General features: G+C 66.0%; 21 protein-coding genes. 5 read left to right on the top strand and 16 right to left on the bottom strand.

Going from position 1 to position 13,690, the window contains the following annotated elements; genetic code table 11:
- Window positions 1-84 precede the first annotated feature (84 nt).
- The 3 genes from H261_RS10465 (at window position 85) to H261_RS10455 (ending at window position 1,298) form a co-directional block, all read left to right on the top strand.
- Window positions 85-447 carry a hypothetical protein gene (locus H261_RS10465; protein WP_008617174.1) on the top strand — a complete coding sequence of 121 codons (363 nt, stop codon included), beginning with the start codon at window positions 85-87 and terminating at the stop codon, window positions 445-447.
- Window positions 448-567: 120 nt separating this feature from the next.
- A complete protein-coding gene (locus H261_RS10460; RefSeq protein WP_008617173.1) occupies window positions 568-1,089 on the top strand; it encodes a DUF3489 domain-containing protein in 522 nt (173 codons plus the stop codon).
- A gap of 11 nt (window positions 1,090-1,100) precedes the next feature.
- A complete protein-coding gene (locus tag H261_RS10455; protein WP_008617172.1) occupies window positions 1,101-1,298 on the top strand; it encodes a hypothetical protein in 198 nt (65 codons plus the stop codon).
- Here H261_RS10455 and H261_RS24795 read toward each other — a convergent pair.
- From H261_RS24795 to H261_RS10445, 3 genes are all read right to left on the bottom strand, one after another.
- On the bottom strand, window positions 1,268-1,465 hold the full coding sequence (locus tag H261_RS24795) for a hypothetical protein (RefSeq protein ID WP_152426818.1): 198 nt from the start codon (window positions 1,463-1,465) through the stop codon (window positions 1,268-1,270). The two genes, H261_RS10455 and H261_RS24795, sit on opposite strands and share 31 nt — an antisense overlap.
- Before the next feature lie 3 nt (window positions 1,466-1,468).
- The gene (locus tag H261_RS10450) at window positions 1,469-1,738 is read right to left on the bottom strand and encodes an HU family DNA-binding protein (protein ID WP_040476206.1); all 270 of its coding nucleotides are present in this window, start codon (window positions 1,736-1,738) and stop codon (window positions 1,469-1,471) included.
- Window positions 1,739-1,809: 71 nt separating this feature from the next.
- Complete coding sequence (locus tag H261_RS10445; protein WP_008617170.1) at window positions 1,810-2,022, bottom strand: DUF7220 family protein; 213 nt, start codon at window positions 2,020-2,022, stop codon at window positions 1,810-1,812.
- Window positions 2,023-2,113: 91 nt separating this feature from the next.
- Here H261_RS10445 and H261_RS25775 point away from each other — a divergent pair, with 91 nt between their 5' ends.
- Entirely contained in the window at window positions 2,114-2,278 is a 165-nt protein-coding gene (locus tag H261_RS25775) for a DUF6900 domain-containing protein (protein ID WP_008617169.1), read from the top strand.
- A 2-nt stretch (window positions 2,279-2,280) separates the two neighbouring features.
- Window positions 2,281-2,496 carry a hypothetical protein gene (locus tag H261_RS10440; RefSeq protein ID WP_040476204.1) on the top strand — a complete coding sequence of 72 codons (216 nt, stop codon included), beginning with the start codon at window positions 2,281-2,283 and terminating at the stop codon, window positions 2,494-2,496.
- Here the strand turns inward: H261_RS10440 and H261_RS10435 are convergent.
- From H261_RS10435 to H261_RS10375, 13 genes are all read right to left on the bottom strand, one after another.
- On the bottom strand, window positions 2,483-3,751 hold the full coding sequence (locus H261_RS10435) for a site-specific DNA-methyltransferase (RefSeq protein ID WP_040476203.1): 1,269 nt from the start codon (window positions 3,749-3,751) through the stop codon (window positions 2,483-2,485). The two genes, H261_RS10440 and H261_RS10435, sit on opposite strands and share 14 nt — an antisense overlap.
- 2 nt (window positions 3,752-3,753) lie before the next feature.
- The gene (locus tag H261_RS10430) at window positions 3,754-4,623 is read right to left on the bottom strand and encodes a phosphoadenosine phosphosulfate reductase domain-containing protein (protein WP_008617166.1); all 870 of its coding nucleotides are present in this window, start codon (window positions 4,621-4,623) and stop codon (window positions 3,754-3,756) included.
- Entirely contained in the window at window positions 4,620-6,356 is a 1,737-nt protein-coding gene (locus H261_RS10425) for a DNA cytosine methyltransferase (protein ID WP_052004214.1), read from the bottom strand. Before H261_RS10425 ends, H261_RS10430 begins: the two co-directional genes overlap by 4 nt.
- A 426-nt stretch (window positions 6,357-6,782) precedes the next feature.
- Window positions 6,783-7,187: a type II toxin-antitoxin system VapC family toxin gene (locus tag H261_RS10420; protein ID WP_008617162.1), complete on the bottom strand. Its 405-nt coding sequence runs from the start codon at window positions 7,185-7,187 to the stop codon at window positions 6,783-6,785.
- The gene (locus tag H261_RS24790) at window positions 7,184-7,534 is read right to left on the bottom strand and encodes a helix-turn-helix domain-containing protein (RefSeq protein ID WP_008617160.1); all 351 of its coding nucleotides are present in this window, start codon (window positions 7,532-7,534) and stop codon (window positions 7,184-7,186) included. Before H261_RS24790 ends, H261_RS10420 begins: the two co-directional genes overlap by 4 nt.
- 74 nt (window positions 7,535-7,608) lie before the next feature.
- Window positions 7,609-8,052, bottom strand: coding sequence for a DUF6362 family protein (locus tag H261_RS10410; RefSeq protein WP_008617150.1), 444 nt, complete (start codon window positions 8,050-8,052; stop codon window positions 7,609-7,611).
- Window positions 8,045-8,242: a hypothetical protein gene (locus H261_RS10405; protein WP_008617149.1), complete on the bottom strand. Its 198-nt coding sequence runs from the start codon at window positions 8,240-8,242 to the stop codon at window positions 8,045-8,047. Before H261_RS10405 ends, H261_RS10410 begins: the two co-directional genes overlap by 8 nt.
- Window positions 8,243-8,410: 168 nt before the next feature.
- The gene (locus H261_RS10400; RefSeq protein ID WP_008617148.1) at window positions 8,411-8,965 is read right to left on the bottom strand and encodes a hypothetical protein; all 555 of its coding nucleotides are present in this window, start codon (window positions 8,963-8,965) and stop codon (window positions 8,411-8,413) included.
- A 339-nt stretch (window positions 8,966-9,304) separates the two neighbouring features.
- A complete protein-coding gene (locus H261_RS10395) occupies window positions 9,305-11,467 on the bottom strand; it encodes a helicase RepA family protein (protein WP_008617147.1) in 2,163 nt (720 codons plus the stop codon).
- 82 nt (window positions 11,468-11,549) lie between these two features.
- A complete protein-coding gene (locus tag H261_RS10390; protein ID WP_008617146.1) occupies window positions 11,550-12,182 on the bottom strand; it encodes a hypothetical protein in 633 nt (210 codons plus the stop codon).
- 27 nt (window positions 12,183-12,209) lie between these two features.
- On the bottom strand, window positions 12,210-12,962 hold the full coding sequence (locus H261_RS10385) for a PD-(D/E)XK nuclease family protein (protein WP_008617145.1): 753 nt from the start codon (window positions 12,960-12,962) through the stop codon (window positions 12,210-12,212).
- Entirely contained in the window at window positions 12,959-13,258 is a 300-nt protein-coding gene (locus H261_RS10380; RefSeq protein WP_008617144.1) for a hypothetical protein, read from the bottom strand. The genes H261_RS10385 and H261_RS10380 overlap by 4 nt, the downstream gene beginning before the upstream one ends.
- Window positions 13,255-13,518 (bottom strand): helix-turn-helix transcriptional regulator, encoded by a 264-nt coding sequence (locus H261_RS10375; protein ID WP_008617132.1) that lies wholly within the window; start codon window positions 13,516-13,518, stop codon window positions 13,255-13,257. The genes H261_RS10380 and H261_RS10375 overlap by 4 nt, the downstream gene beginning before the upstream one ends.
- Window positions 13,519-13,690: the final 172 nt, after the last annotated feature.

Raw genomic sequence — 13,690 nt, 5'->3', positions numbered from 1 at the left:
ATACGCAATTAAATCATCTAGTTATCGAGTTGATGTGCTTGGCTGTAAGAGCGATTGATGGTCCCACGAACAACGGAGACCACCATGCCCGACACCATCCTGCCCACCACCAACACCGATTGGGGCTTCTTCGGCACCATGGCCGACCACGCCGACCCGGCCGAAGCCTGGAAGATGGCGATGCTCGCGATCCAGACCGCCACCGGCTGTCCCGACACGGCGGTGCGCGATTTCCTCGACAGCACCTTTGGGCGCCACTTCGCCGACGACGTTGCCAACGGATTGTTCGCCGGCAAGATCCTGATGGTGGCGGTCGACGCGACGGTGGCCCGCTGGATGGCCTGGACCATCAGCCGCCGCACGGCGCGAGAAACCGGCATCCCGCACGGACTGCCCTACCTCACCGGTTTCGCCACCCACTTCGAGATTCTGGCCGACGCCAGTTGATCGGCGAATTCCCCCTCCCCGCCCCCCGCTTTCGCGGGGGCAGGCCCCGACCGGGTCCGCCCGGCGGGGCTTGGGGTGGTACAGGCGCATCCCCGCGCCAGCACCCCGGAGGGAACCATCATGACCCAGCAGATTCAGCTTTCCGAGACCCAGACTACCATTCTCGCCGCCGCCTGCTCCCGCGACGACCGGCTGGTCTTCCCGGTCACCGCCAAACTGAAGGGTGGCGCGGTCGGCAACGTGCTCAAGAGTCTCTTGAAGAAGGGGCTGATCGAGGAGATCGCCTCCAAGGACGACGCCACCGTCTGGCGGGTCGGCGAAGACGGCACGCCCCTCACCCTGCGCGCCACCGCAACCGCCGATGCCGCCCTCGGCATCGAGACCGCCGACGACGCCCAGCTCGAGGAAGCCGCGACTCCGGCCGCTCCCCGCCGCCAGCGCGAGGGCAGCAAGCAGGAGGCCCTGATCGCAATGCTGAAGCGGCCCGAGGGCACCAGCATCGCCGAGATCACCGCCGAATTCGGCTGGCAGCCCCACACGGTGCGCGGCGCCATCGCCGGAGCTTTGAAGAAGAAGCTGGGCCTGGAGGTCACCAGCGAGAAGATCGAAGGCCGCGGCCGTATTTACAAAATCCAGGACTGAGGCAAACGGCCATGCCCCGCTACAGCGTCATCATCACCCGCGACGTCACCGAAAGCACCAGGGTCGAGGTCGAGGCCGAAACACCCGAGCAGGCCGAGACGAGAGCATTCGAGAAACTGTTCAACAGCGCCGACACCGAATGGGAATTGGACGAAGGGTCCTGGAACAAGGCCGACGCCTACGTCACCGGTGTGGACGAAATCTCCTGATGGCGCTCGATTTCGGTCAGAACCATCAGGGCTTGATCGAGGGCCGGCATATCACCGGCCCTCGACGCGCGTTCAGCTTGCGTTTTGGCCACATCGAGAGCGGCCTGACCATAGTGGTCCATCAGATCATTCGCGGCGCGGGCCACATGCTCAGGGTCAACGGCCATGACTTACAGCGACTTCTTCAGTGCCGCCGAGGTGCTGAACTTGATCGAGGTCGAGGCGGCGATGTCGATGGCCTCGCCGGTTTTCGGATTGCGGCCCTGACGGGCCGGACGCTCCGACTTGGAGAAGGAGCCAAAACCGATGAGGCTGAAGCGGCCCTCGGTCTTAACGCCTTCGACGATGGTGGCCAGTACCGCTTCGACGGCGGCATCGGCCTGGGCGACGCTGCAACCGGCGGCTTGGCGGATGGCCTTGGACATGGCGGATTTACTCATGATGCTCTTCCCCTCGGAAAATGTAGCCCGAAAGAGTAGCCGCCCGCCGCCTCGATTCCAAGTCGGCCAGATCAGCGGCGGCAAACCTCGAACAGTCGCCGCAGAGCGTAGGACCGGAGAATCGAGACCACGGCAAAGACCAGACCGATGGTCAGATCGTCGGCCAGGGTGATGCGGATGCCGAAGAAAGGAAACACTACTACCTGGGTGGCAACCGCGATGCCGTAGCCGATCACCACGTTGGCGGCAGCCTCGACCAGGGACATGCGGCGGGATTGACGCATCACGTTACAGCATTGAAATTGCACGATTAACCAGCTTGATAAGCAGCCGAAACAGAGCGTTACTGGCTTCACCAAAACGGAGGCCAACACCATGCAGACCCGAGACCAAGCCCTGACCGAGATCGCCACCCAGATCCTCGACCTGGAGACCCTGGACACCCGCAAGAGCGACCGCCTGGACTTCCACGAACTGGCGGTTTGGCAGATCAAGAAAGCCCTGGAAGCGGCCTACGCCGCCGGCCAGAAGGCGAAGTGACCATGGCGGCCCGGTTGAACGTCCGCCCCACCGCCGCCCTGAAGGCCCATCCGCAGTGGTCGCAAAGCGACTTCGAATACTTCCGGGGCAAGGGCTATTCCAACCAGCAGATCCTTGAATTCTGGGAGCGCGACCTGCGCCTCGGCTGCAAGCCGCTGGACTGGAAGCCCACCGACGCCAAGTACCAGCATTCCCTACGTCGGATCACCCGGCGCTGACCGCCTTCCCGGCGGCGATTTCCTCGAAGCAGCGGCCATCGCCATCCAGGATGGCCTTGCCCCCGGTCAGCTTCTGCCAGCGACCGACGATCACGTCGGCATAGGCCGGGTTCAGCTCCATGGCGAAGCAAATCCGCCCGGTGGTCTCGGCGGCGACCACCGTGGTGCCGCTGCCCGCGAACGGCTCATAGACCGCCTCACCCTCGGCGCTGTTGTTGAGAATCGGGCGACGCATGCATTCCACCGGCTTTTGGGTGCCGTGAACCGTGGCCTCGTCCTCATCGCCGTTGTTGCCGATGGCCCAAACGGTGGCCTGATCCCGAGCGCCTTGCCAATGGCCGGTGCCGTTCTTGCGCACAGCATAAATGCAGGGCTCATGCTGCCAGTGGTAATCGCCGCGTCCCAGGACGAAGCGGCTCTTGGACCAGATGATCTGGGCGCGGATCTTGAAGTCGTTGGCTTCCAGGCTGTCCGCCACAATCTTGGCGAATATCGCCGCGTGCCAGACATAGGCCACCTCGCCGGGGAACAGCGCCCAGGCTTCCCGCCAGTCGGCGCGGTCGTCGTTGGCGACCTTGCCGGTGCGGGCCGAGGACGACACCCCGGCTTCGTTGCGCCAGGTGGGATCGTATTCCACCCCGTAAGGCGGATCTGTGACCATCAGGTGCGGCGTGGCCCCGGCCAGCAGGCCCTCCACGTCGGTGGCGACAGTGCTGTCGCCGCACAGAAGGCGGTGTCGGCCCAGGATCCACAGATCACCGGGCCGCGTCACCGGATCGGCGGGCGGTTCCGGGATCTCGTCTTCGTCTCCATCGCCCTGGCCGTCACCCTCGTCGTCGAGGGGGGCCATCAGGGCATCCAACTCCTCTTCCGAGAAGCCGATCAGATCGAGGTCGTAGCCCTCGGCGTTGAGCGCGTGCAGCTCCGCCGCCAGGGTTTCGTCGTCCCAGCCAGCATTCAGCGCCAGCTTGTTGTCGGCCAGGATGTAGGCGCGGCGCTGGGCCTCGCTCAGATGGTCAAGGATCACCACCGGCACCGCGTCCAGCCCCAGGGACTTGGCGGCGGCCAGACGGCCATGCCCGGCGATGACATTGCCCTTGCTGTCGGCTAGCACCGGATTGGTCCAGCCGAACTCGACCATGCTGGCGGCGATCTGGGCGACTTGGGCATCCGAATGGGTCCGCGCATTGCGGCCATAGGGGATCAGCCGGTCGATGGGCCAAGGCTCGACCGTGTCGGGAAGCGGATGAGTCATGATCAGTCCGTGCAATCGCAGGGCAGGCAGTCATCGGACGGGCCGCCCTCGAAATCCCGCTGGCGGCGGACGAAATTGAGCAATTCGCGGTAGCTGGGCCGGTCGGCGCGGAACAGGGCCATCTCCGGCTTGGTCAGGGTGCCAAGGGCCGGGGCGTTGCGCTCCATGTCGATCCACCATCTGGCCCGTTCGGGGAACAGGCGCATGATCCCCTTGATGGTCGCCGCGCCCTTCATGAAGCAGAGGTCGCAATTGCCCAGTGGGGTCTTGCCATTGTTGTCGGGCAGGCCAAGATCGAAGGGCTGGCGCTTCCAGAAGGCCGAGACGTCCTGGCGGCTGACGCGGGCCTGATCCAGCGGCAGGACGGTCTCGAAGCGTTCCTTGCCAGCTTCATTCATGGCCTTCTGGCGGGCGACCCGGCGGGGTTCGTCATGGCGCAGGCCGACGACGTTGACCCATTCCCCGTAGCCCAGCATGTCGCGCATGAACGCGATGCCGCGCTTGACCTTGAGGTAATGGGTGCAGAGCCGCATGGTCGGGTTGGGCAGGAAGCCCCGCACCTTGATGATCTTCTCGAAGGGCTCGCCATCGCGCGACGCGCTGTTGTAGCCCACCACGCTGGTGTCGAACGGCTCGGCCGGATCGTATTCCAGCCAAGTGATGGCGACCTGCCAGCGCACCGAGCATTCGTGGACGAAGCGCAGGGTCTGCTCGAACTCCCGCCCGGTATTGAAGAACACCACATGGACGTCGGAGGGTAGCTGGCCGTTATGGGCGTCCAGGATCTGGTGCAGCATGTAGCCGGACGTGCGCCCGCCCGAGAACGACACCAGGGCGGGGCCGTCCATGCGATAGGGATTGCGGGGCATCATCGCCTCCCGGCGGCCTGGATGCGGCGCCCGATCCAGCGCATCACCGGCACGGCCATGGAGTTGCCCAGTGCCCGATAACGCGGCCCGTCGGGACAATCCTCGGCGGCCTTCTTGCGCCACAGGATCTGGGTGTAATCGTCGGAGAAACCCTGGAGGCGCTCGCATTCGCGTGGCGTCAGGCGCCGCACAGCCATGTCGTGCTGGACCGCCAATTGGCCGCCGCCATTGTCGCGGCCTAGGGCATTCATCGCTCGGAGCGTCGGGGTGACGCCGTCGGCATTGATCGTCTGGAACCCGGTGCCTGCCTTGCAGTCGAACGCCACATAGGTCTGCTGCTTGGTCCCCGGCTCAGCGGCCAGAGCGCCCGCAATTGTCAGGGGGCGGACCTCGTCCCGCTGATTCTGGGCGAAGGCGACATAGCTGCGGCTGGAGCCGCCGCTGGCCGCCCGCAGGCTGGCGAGGTTGTCGGCATCAATCTCGGCCTGCGCCCCACCATCGCGGCCGCGCAGATTGAACGCCACGGCGTGTTGCTTGCCCGCCTGCAACGTGAACATCGGATCGCCATCACTGCCGACACCGATTCCGGCACGCACGTCCGTGGTGCTGATGCCGGTGCGGGCACCGGCCTCCTGGATCGGGATAGCCACCGGCACCAACGGAGTGCCGCGTCCGGTGCCGTCTTCCGAGGCGTCGAAGCCCTCACCGCGTAGGGAATGGGTGACCAGGGTGTCGATATCGGGCCGATGGGCGAGGTTCGACTTGGCCCGCAGGGTGTGGGCGATCAGCGTATCGGTGCAGTCGCTGTCCACGCCACGGGACAGGTCGCGTGCCCGCAAGGTGGTGGCGACGAAGGTCTCGCTCTCGAAATCCATCCGGCCACTGGCCGAGGCGCAGGCATTGAGCGCGGTGGCGACATCAATGGGGCCGGAGGTGTTGTTGCCGCCGAACGCCTCGGCAATCAGTCCGCCGCTGGTGGCGAATGACGTTTCGCCGCTTCGGCCAGCGCGAGCATCAAGCGTGGGGGCAACACCTTGTTCCGCTTCTCGGCGCGGCGGATGATCCCGGCGCACGCCTTCGCGCTCAAGAAGTACTTGGACGGGATCGGCCCGGTCTCCAGCACCTGCGACAACGAACACACGGCGGCGGCGTTGGGCCAGGCCGAAATATTGGGCGTCGAGCACCCGCCACGCGACTGTGCGCGCGGGTCCAACGACAACACCAGCGTCCGACCATTTTCCCCCTGGCGGGACGACCGGACCATCTTCTCCGGCCAGTCCGCCCAGAAGACATCCGAAGGCGTTGTCGCGGGTGGACAGGACTCCGGGGACGTTTTCCCAAACAACCCAAGCTGGATCGATGGCATCGGCGAGTTCCACGAATTTGAGGGCAAGGTTGCCGCGGGAATCGTCCAACGACTTGCGCAGGCCCGCCACCGAGAACGCTTGGCAGGGCGTGCCGCCCACCAGCACATCGATCTCGCCTCGCCATGCCCGACCGTCGATAGCGGTCATGTCGCCCAGGTTGGGAACATGGGGGTAATGGTGGGCCAGCACGGCGGATGGGAACGGTTCGATCTCGGCGAAGAAAGCGGGCCGCCAACCCAACGGCTCCCAAGCCACCGTCGCGGCCTCGATCCCGCTGCATACGCTGCCATAGACCAGCCCTTCGGCGGCCAAGGCGCACGACATCGCGCCGATGGCCGGTGGGACCGGCTCGGAATGAGCAAGCTGCATGGGGATGGTAACCGGGCTGTGGGTGGTAACTACCGGCTGGTAACCGGCGAGGTGGTAACCTGGGGCGTGGTAACCGGGCGGTTACCAGGGTTGGTTACCACCCCGCCAGAAACACGAAAGGCGCGCCGTCCTTGGACTTGCGCGCCTCATGGGGTGGTAACTGGTAACCGGGTGGTAACCCAGAAATTCAGGCTGTCGCTAGCGATATTCTGCGCTGTTGCCCCCCGCATAGCGCAGTAGCCAGGGAGGACCCGCTTTATTTCGCGCCGCCCCTCCGCAATCTTTCTCTTGACTGCGATTGGCGCTTGACTTGATGGCGTCGCCGCCGTCCATCCGCGCCTCTCGCAAGCATGACTGGATATTTACCCCAAACCGCCCCACTTGGTCTCAGCGAAAAGTGTCCGCCTCGGCGTTTCTTTCCGACAATCAGGAATCAGGGACCAGGACGGCCTGAATATCGCTCTGGGAGAAGTCGTTGCCCTTGAACAGCAGCGGCAGCCCACGCCCGGCCGCAAGGGCGTAGGCGGCACAGTCGCCGAAGTTGAGGGCGGCGGGGTGACGCCCCTTGCCGAACCGCAGGAAGGCATCGCGGGCAAGCTCGGACTGGCGGCGATCAAACGGCACCACCTCGATGCCGACCCGCTCGATCAGGGCGTCGAGATCCTCGGCGGCGCCGGCTCCCGACCGGCCGGTCAGCACCATGGCGGCTTCCAGATGGCTGACCGCCGACAGGATGCAGCCATCGGCGTCGGCGATGGCCCGCGCCATGTGCGGTGCGTCGTCCTCGCCCCGCAGCAGCGCCACCACGGCGGAGGTGTCGAGAACGATCACGACGGCAGACCGTCGTCGCCGTAGAGGTCGGCCTCGGAGAAGCCGGGATTGATCACCGGGCGGGCCGCGCCGTGACGGGCGATCGCCATGATGTCGGCGAACAGTTCATCCGCCCTGGCGCGATCCCGTGCCGGGCGGCGGCGAACACCGTCGTCGATGAATTCCGCCCCCGCCTCCTCCAGCGCCCGCTGAACTTCCTTCACCGTGCCGGGAGATACCCGCTGAACGCCATTGAACGCCTCCAGCCGCCGAATGGTGGCGGCGGAGATGTGGGCGCGACGCGCCAGATCATCCTGCTCGATGCGGAGAAGCGCCCTGGCGGCGCGAACCTGTTCGGACGTAATCATGAGCGATATATAGCACCTTGCGCTGTTTGGTGCAATTGAGCAGGAGCGGTGGTGAACCGCCCCTGCTCCGACCGTCACCGCGACACCGCCTGCATCCGATCGATCAGGAACTGGCGCGATCGTTTGACGGGCACCGCTTGCCCCCGCAGCCTCCAGGCGATGACGCAAAGGCCGTACAGCCAGTGCTGATGGACGGCGGAACGCTGCATGCCCACCGACCAGCAAATGACCTTCCAGCGGTCGCCATTGGCCCGCAACCAGACGATCTTGGCATCGGTGGGATCAAGCCAGGTCAGCCACGGCAATGCCTCGTCCATGCGGGTGATGGCGGCAGCCGAGGGTGGCGGGCGGCGCAGCTTGACCTCGGCGACGCCGTAGGATTCCCAGTATTCCCGCACATAGGGCGGCCAAGCGCTGGCATGGCCCTGCACCCTGGATTCCGGAAGACGACGCAGGATATCGGCGGCTTCGGCGAGACGCTCCTCGACCTCGGCCGGAGTCAGCGTGGCTTCAGCCATGATCAACCTCCTTGGCCGGACGGGTGCCGTAGAGCTTTTGCCCAAGCTGGCGGATCAGTTCGCGCTCGGGCCAAGTGAGGCGCTGGTCATCCTCGGCGATGACCAGGACACCGCTTTCCCGCCAGCCGTCGCGCTTGACCCGCTCGGCATCGCGACGCTCGCCGCCGAAGCCTTTGGGGAAATACGTCATCGCGCACCTCCCTGGGCATCGACGGCCCAGGCCGGTAGCGCCGGAATGCTTGCAATGTCGCCCTGAACGGGCAGAGTCGGGACTGCCATGAGGATCTCCTTCCATGGGATTGTCGTGGTGTGGGCGGCGGCGGGGTGTTCTTGGTGGGACGACCCGCCGCCGTTCGGCTCAGAATGGGATCGGGTCGCCCTCCTTCCAGTCGATGGTGGCCAGGCCGATGCGGGTGATCTCGGTGCCGGGAAAGGCCTGCTTGACGCCCAGCACGGTGTCACCCAGCGCGGCGATCAGCCGGGCGATCTCGGCCAGGGTGAACACTCTGCCGTGACGGCAGACGGCACTGGCCTCGGCCTCGGTGCGGACGATGGCGACGATCTCGCCGGTCTCGGGCAGGACGCATTCCCACACCTGGGGCGACAGCGGCTGGCCGCCGGTTTCGGTCGCCGCCTTGTCCAGCGCCGCCCAGGCCTTGCGCATGCCCTCGGCCTGGACCCGGACATAGGTCTCCCGCCCGCTGGCGATGGCGGCTTCGAGCTTGCCGCGCTGGGCATCGAACTTGGCCCGCAGCAGGTCGGACACCAGCAGCCGCAAGCGGCCGATGCCCCATTTGCGCTCCATATCGGCCGCGATCAGGTCCAGGCCCTCGACCATGGACTGGATGACGGCATTGGACGGCGCCCACGGGTCGGAGGCGAGGTCATGGGACGGGCGTGCCGGATGGGTCATGACGGTCTCCCGCTGGTCTGAGGTGTGGACGGCGCGGATGGGCGCGAGATCCTCGCGCGCGCATACGCGCAGAGGGGGGTATGGGGGGAGGAACTTCCGCCGCAAACCTCCGCATGCAAAATCAATGGGTTAGCGGTCAACCTCCGTGACTTCCGCACTGGACTTCCGCAAGCGGGATAAGCCCTGTGTTTCCAATTGGTTATCCCGTTCTGATCTGTCGATTTGCGGAGGTTGCGGAAGTTAACCTCCGCGGACTTCCGTAAACTTCCGCAGTCGGCGCGGAGGTTGCGGAGAAGGAACTTCCGCAAGACTTCCGCAACTTCCGCAAATTCTGTGGTTTCAATCTGTTGCGTCATTGGGGACCTCCGCAGCACCGGATACCGGCCGCAAGCCCTTGCGCTTGGAATTGCGGTCGACCACATCGACCTTGAGCCGGCGCAGATCGCACAGCCGGAGATAGGCGGCGCGGACCAGTTCGGTCGGCAGACCGAGCCGGGGCGGCAGCGCCTTGAGCAGATGACGGTCGCGGGCCTGGGGGGCATCGCTGTAGGGATCGCCGCAGTCCCAGGCGCGGCCGATCTCGGCCAGTACGGTATCGAGAACGTCGGGGGCCACCTGGGCGGTCATCGTGGCGGCGATGTCGGCCAGATCCTCCGGCACCAGAACCCCGACCTCGTCGCCATTGGCGATGGTGACGCCTTCGCGCCGGAACCAGCGGGCATCGGCCGAGATCAGGCCGAGATTGGCCTTGGCGTCGTCGAGGCGGATGTAGCGATGGCGGTTCTCAGCCGGAACGTTGAGTTTCTCGGCATCGGACGGACTCATGGAGAACAGGGTCTGCACCACGCGGGCGATGCCCGGCAAGGCGCTGGCGCCACGCGCGGTGTTCATGTTGCCGGCATGGCCGTCGCTGGAGCCTTGCGGCGGCTTGGCGGTATGATGCACCAGCAGCACGGAGCAATCGCCCTTCTGGGCGATGTCGCGGAACATGGCCGCCACCGCCTTCATCTGGTCATTGCTGTTTTCGTCGGCGGCATGGGTCTCGACGAAGGGATCGACCACCAGCACGCCGATGGCATGGCGGCGAACATGCTCGATGCAGGCATCGACGTCGGGGCGGCGCACCACATTGCCGGCGCTGTCTCGCGTCGCCACCAGCAGGGGATGGTCGGCGCCGCTGTTCAAAGCCACGCGGCCCCGGATCTCGGCGAAGGGGATGCGCCAGAATTCCAGCACGGCGGCAAGACGGCGCTTGAGTTCGTCGAGATCATCCTCGTTGTTGTAGAGCCACACCCTGGCCGATTCGTGGACGGCGAGATTGGTGATCTCGCGGCCGGTGGCGACGGCGACCGCCTGCTCGATGCTGAGGGTTGATTTGCCGACGCCGGGTGGCGCCACCATCACCGTCACCGCCCGGCGCAGCAGCATGCGGCCCAGTATCCAGCGGCGACGGGGGATCAGGCCGGGCGCGAAGGCGTCGAGAAAGCCCGGCTCCAGCGGCGGCCCCGAGCTGAAATCCTCCTCGAGAGCATGATCGGGATTGGGGATGGCCCATTTGGCGCGGCCCCCGGCGATCATGGCCGCCACCTCGACGTGGGTCTGAGCGGCGGTCCAGCCCGGCAGGGTCAGGGATTCGGCGGCGGCGATGATTTCGGCATCGGACCAGCCCCGCGCGATCCAATGGCCAACGAGGCGAACCATGTTGTCGTGCCAGTGATCACCGGCCCGCACCGCCGCCATCACCCCGCCGGCGCTGACGCCCTGGGCGGCATTGCCGATGGCGAGGCCGGATTGGGGGATATCGGGGGTCGGGGCAAGTTCGACCACCTCCACCGGCGGAAATACCTTCGCCAGTTGACCGGGCAGATACAGCACCGGCCGGCCATCGGCGAAGGTGTGCAACTCGGTGCGCTCCAGCACCCGGCCCGGCTTCGACGGCCACGCCACCGATCCGGCAAGACGCATGACGCGGGACGGATTGACCACCTTGATGTCACCGCCGAAAGCCAGGGCCAGCGCCCGGTTCTGACGGCGGCAGAGACCTGGATCACGCTCAGGCGATTCGTGCCGCCACCACAATTGCACCCGCAAATGGGGATGGCGGCCGGTGACCACTGCGGCGGTGGGCGGGCAATGCCGATAGCGGGATTTGGCGGCATCGGCGGCGCCGGCATCGTCGAGATCCACATAGAAGGCCGGCAGCGCCAGGACATCGCTGTCATCGGCCCGCCCGAACGGCGACGTCCCGGATTGGCGCAGGGCGGCGCCGACATAGATGTTCTGGCCGGGAATGCGGTTGGCGGCGGCGGCGAATTCGGCCGCCTCGTCCAAATCGTCGGTGCCGACCAGCCTAGCGTGCTGAAGGCGACCGCTGGCACCGTCGGTCCAAGCGATTTCGACCAGCCCGTCCTGGCAGCCATCCAGATCGCCGCCGAATAGATGCTCCAGGTGGCGGAGCATGATGGCTGCGTCCGGTTCAAGCAAAGGGGTGACGTTGGTCATGATCGACGGCTGATCCAGGGAAGGTGCTGGGGGCGCTCTCCAAGGACCCCGCCGGAACGACGGGGCCAAGGGGCAGCGTCCGTCAGAACTCGGACGACATCATGGGATCGGCTTGGGGCGGGCTTTGGCTGGGCGGTGCCACCGGCTTCTGCCCACCGGACGGGGCAGATGTCCGCGCACCGGGAGCCTGGACATTGGATTCCACCGCCACCACCTCGACCAGATCGGCGGGGCGCTCCACCCATTTGGTGATGCGGAACACCGGGCGGTAATTGGTGCCGTAGCGGTCCTTCATGGGCTGCACCGAGTCCAACACCACCACCGGCACCTGACCGCGATGCTCGTCCCGGCCCGCTTCCCAATCGGCATAGAGGGCGTTGACGGCATTGCACAGATGCAGGCTGTTGCCCGACATCTCGCGCACGCCGCCCAGGGCGTTGCGGCTGTAGACCTGCAGCACGAAGCCGCGCTTGAAGCCCTCGCCCTCGGGCCGGGGAGCACTGCCGCCATTGGGATGGTCGAGCAGGCGCTCGGGGGCCTGGCCTTCGCGGAAGCGCAGCCAGCCGGTGACGATACGCTCCAGATCGAAGATGGCGGTCAGGTTGGCGATCTCGATCTGGTCGCCTTCGGCGTCATTGATGGCCAGCCGGCCCGACTTGGCGTTGAACTTGAGGTAATTGGCGGCCTCGCCGCTCGATCCGATGTTAAGAGGCATGATGCGTTTCCTTCGCGATTGGCGTTATCAGATGCCGTAGAGGTCGCGCCCGGCGGCACGGGTTTCCGCCGACCAGCGGAATTGCGAGTAATCGGGCACCAGCAGGCCGGCGATCTCTGCGGCATCGGCGCTGAGCGCCAGCAACCGCGACATGGCGAGCGCGATGCGCCGGGCCTGGGCCAAAGCCTCGTGCGGCTCCTCCAGCCGGTACACCGTGCACTTGGCCTTGGTGGCGTAGCAGAACCGCTGCTCGCGGTTGCCCGAGGCCGAGAAGTAAATGGCGCCCTGGACCCGGTGCTCCTGGCTCATCTGCGAGGGCAGACGGGCCGAGGTCTTGAGGTCCACATCAAGGCCGTGGGCGTCGAAACTGAAATCCTTGAAGCCGATCACCGGCACCGCCACACCGTCGAGATGCACCTCGATGCGCTGCTGGGTGGCCGAGGGTACGCCGTAGGGCCTGAGCGCCTCCAGGGCATGGCCGACCATGCCGGGGATTTCGGCGCCCTTATCGTCGCGCTTGGCATCGCCCGACAGCAGGGTCAGCTCGCGGTAGCGCTTCTGGGCCATGGCGGTGCAATCCTCCACCGCCATGGCCGGATCGAGCAGACCGGCGGCAACGCCCGCCTCCACCGAGGTGCCGCAATGGGCGGCGACACCGACACTGCCGCGCACCTTCAACAGGTATTCCACCACCCACAGGGCCGGGCTGGCGCGGTACAGGTTGAGCTGGCTGGCCGACAGATGGGCGAGGCCGTGGCGCTCGAACGGATTGGCGGTCATGCCCGGCCTCCTTTGGCTTTCGGTGGGGTCGCCTTGATAGCGAGATAGGCCACCCGGTCCTCGCCGACCCGGCGCTGGGCCAATACCACCCGCCCCTGCCCGGCCAGATCCATGGCGCAGACGGCGACGCGATTGATCTCGGCCCGCACCGGCTCCGGCAGGTGCGATATCCGGAAAGCACGGTCGCAGCCGAGATGGCCCTCGTGATAGGCGATCCGCTCGCCGGGGGCGGCGCGGTCGAGCCAGGCGAGGAAGGCGCCCTCGCCCAACACCGGCATGGCGGTGGCGGCGATCATTTGACACCTCCCGCCGCCGGAGCGGTGGCCGAGGTGCTTTCGCGCACCTGCTCCGCCTCATAGGCGTCGATGTCTTCCTGGCGATAGCGCACCCGGCCACGGATCTTGAGGTAACGCGGGCCGATCCCCAGCCAGCGCCACCGCTCCAGCGTGCGTGGGCTGATCGCCCACCGCGTGGCGATGTCCTCCTGGGTCAAATACGGCAACGGCCGGATATCACCGGTCACCACCTTGGGCTGGTCAGACTTGATCTGTGACATGGCACCTCACTACGAATTGCGCCCCCGACCGCGTCGGAACGAGAGCAATAGATTGAATTCGCAGTGATTTTCAGGGTTTCGCGCCGAGAGAGATATGGATGGTCACAAACAAAGTTGTGACATATTCGAGCCTGTCGCCCGAGAATTGCTGCGGCTTTGCGGGAAAAGCTGT

The sequence above is a fragment of the Paramagnetospirillum caucaseum genome (assembly GCF_000342045.1).
Lineage (GTDB): Bacteria > Pseudomonadota > Alphaproteobacteria > Rhodospirillales > Magnetospirillaceae > Phaeospirillum > Phaeospirillum caucaseum.
The sequence above is the reverse complement of the archived record's forward strand: the minus strand, read 5'-3'. Positions and strand labels throughout refer to the sequence as shown.

What these genes read in the sequence shown, in the direction of transcription:
- H261_RS10465 (WP_008617174.1), top strand. Translation starts at nt 85, where the DNA reads ATGCCCGACACCATCCTGCCCACCACCAACACCGATTGGGGCTTCTTC.
- H261_RS10460 (WP_008617173.1), top strand. Translation starts at nt 568, where the DNA reads ATGACCCAGCAGATTCAGCTTTCCGAGACCCAGACTACCATTCTCGCC.
- H261_RS10455 (WP_008617172.1), top strand. Translation starts at nt 1,101, where the DNA reads ATGCCCCGCTACAGCGTCATCATCACCCGCGACGTCACCGAAAGCACC.
- H261_RS24795 (WP_152426818.1), bottom strand. Translation starts at nt 1,465, where the DNA reads ATGGCCGTTGACCCTGAGCATGTGGCCCGCGCCGCGAATGATCTGATG.
- H261_RS10450 (WP_040476206.1), bottom strand. Translation starts at nt 1,738, where the DNA reads ATGAGTAAATCCGCCATGTCCAAGGCCATCCGCCAAGCCGCCGGTTGC.
- H261_RS10445 (WP_008617170.1), bottom strand. Translation starts at nt 2,022, where the DNA reads ATGCGTCAATCCCGCCGCATGTCCCTGGTCGAGGCTGCCGCCAACGTG.
- H261_RS25775 (WP_008617169.1), top strand. Translation starts at nt 2,114, where the DNA reads ATGCAGACCCGAGACCAAGCCCTGACCGAGATCGCCACCCAGATCCTC.
- H261_RS10440 (WP_040476204.1), top strand. Translation starts at nt 2,281, where the DNA reads ATGGCGGCCCGGTTGAACGTCCGCCCCACCGCCGCCCTGAAGGCCCAT.
- H261_RS10435 (WP_040476203.1), bottom strand. Translation starts at nt 3,751, where the DNA reads ATGACTCATCCGCTTCCCGACACGGTCGAGCCTTGGCCCATCGACCGG.
- H261_RS10430 (WP_008617166.1), bottom strand. Translation starts at nt 4,623, where the DNA reads ATGATGCCCCGCAATCCCTATCGCATGGACGGCCCCGCCCTGGTGTCG.
- H261_RS10425 (WP_052004214.1), bottom strand. Translation starts at nt 6,356, where the DNA reads ATGCAGCTTGCTCATTCCGAGCCGGTCCCACCGGCCATCGGCGCGATG.
- H261_RS24790 (WP_008617160.1), bottom strand. Translation starts at nt 7,534, where the DNA reads ATGATTACGTCCGAACAGGTTCGCGCCGCCAGGGCGCTTCTCCGCATC.
- H261_RS10410 (WP_008617150.1), bottom strand. Translation starts at nt 8,052, where the DNA reads ATGGCTGAAGCCACGCTGACTCCGGCCGAGGTCGAGGAGCGTCTCGCC.
- H261_RS10405 (WP_008617149.1), bottom strand. Translation starts at nt 8,242, where the DNA reads ATGACGTATTTCCCCAAAGGCTTCGGCGGCGAGCGTCGCGATGCCGAG.
- H261_RS10400 (WP_008617148.1), bottom strand. Translation starts at nt 8,965, where the DNA reads ATGACCCATCCGGCACGCCCGTCCCATGACCTCGCCTCCGACCCGTGG.
- H261_RS10395 (WP_008617147.1), bottom strand. Translation starts at nt 11,467, where the DNA reads ATGACCAACGTCACCCCTTTGCTTGAACCGGACGCAGCCATCATGCTC.
- H261_RS10390 (WP_008617146.1), bottom strand. Translation starts at nt 12,182, where the DNA reads ATGCCTCTTAACATCGGATCGAGCGGCGAGGCCGCCAATTACCTCAAG.
- H261_RS10385 (WP_008617145.1), bottom strand. Translation starts at nt 12,962, where the DNA reads ATGACCGCCAATCCGTTCGAGCGCCACGGCCTCGCCCATCTGTCGGCC.
- H261_RS10380 (WP_008617144.1), bottom strand. Translation starts at nt 13,258, where the DNA reads ATGATCGCCGCCACCGCCATGCCGGTGTTGGGCGAGGGCGCCTTCCTC.
- H261_RS10375 (WP_008617132.1), bottom strand. Translation starts at nt 13,518, where the DNA reads ATGTCACAGATCAAGTCTGACCAGCCCAAGGTGGTGACCGGTGATATC.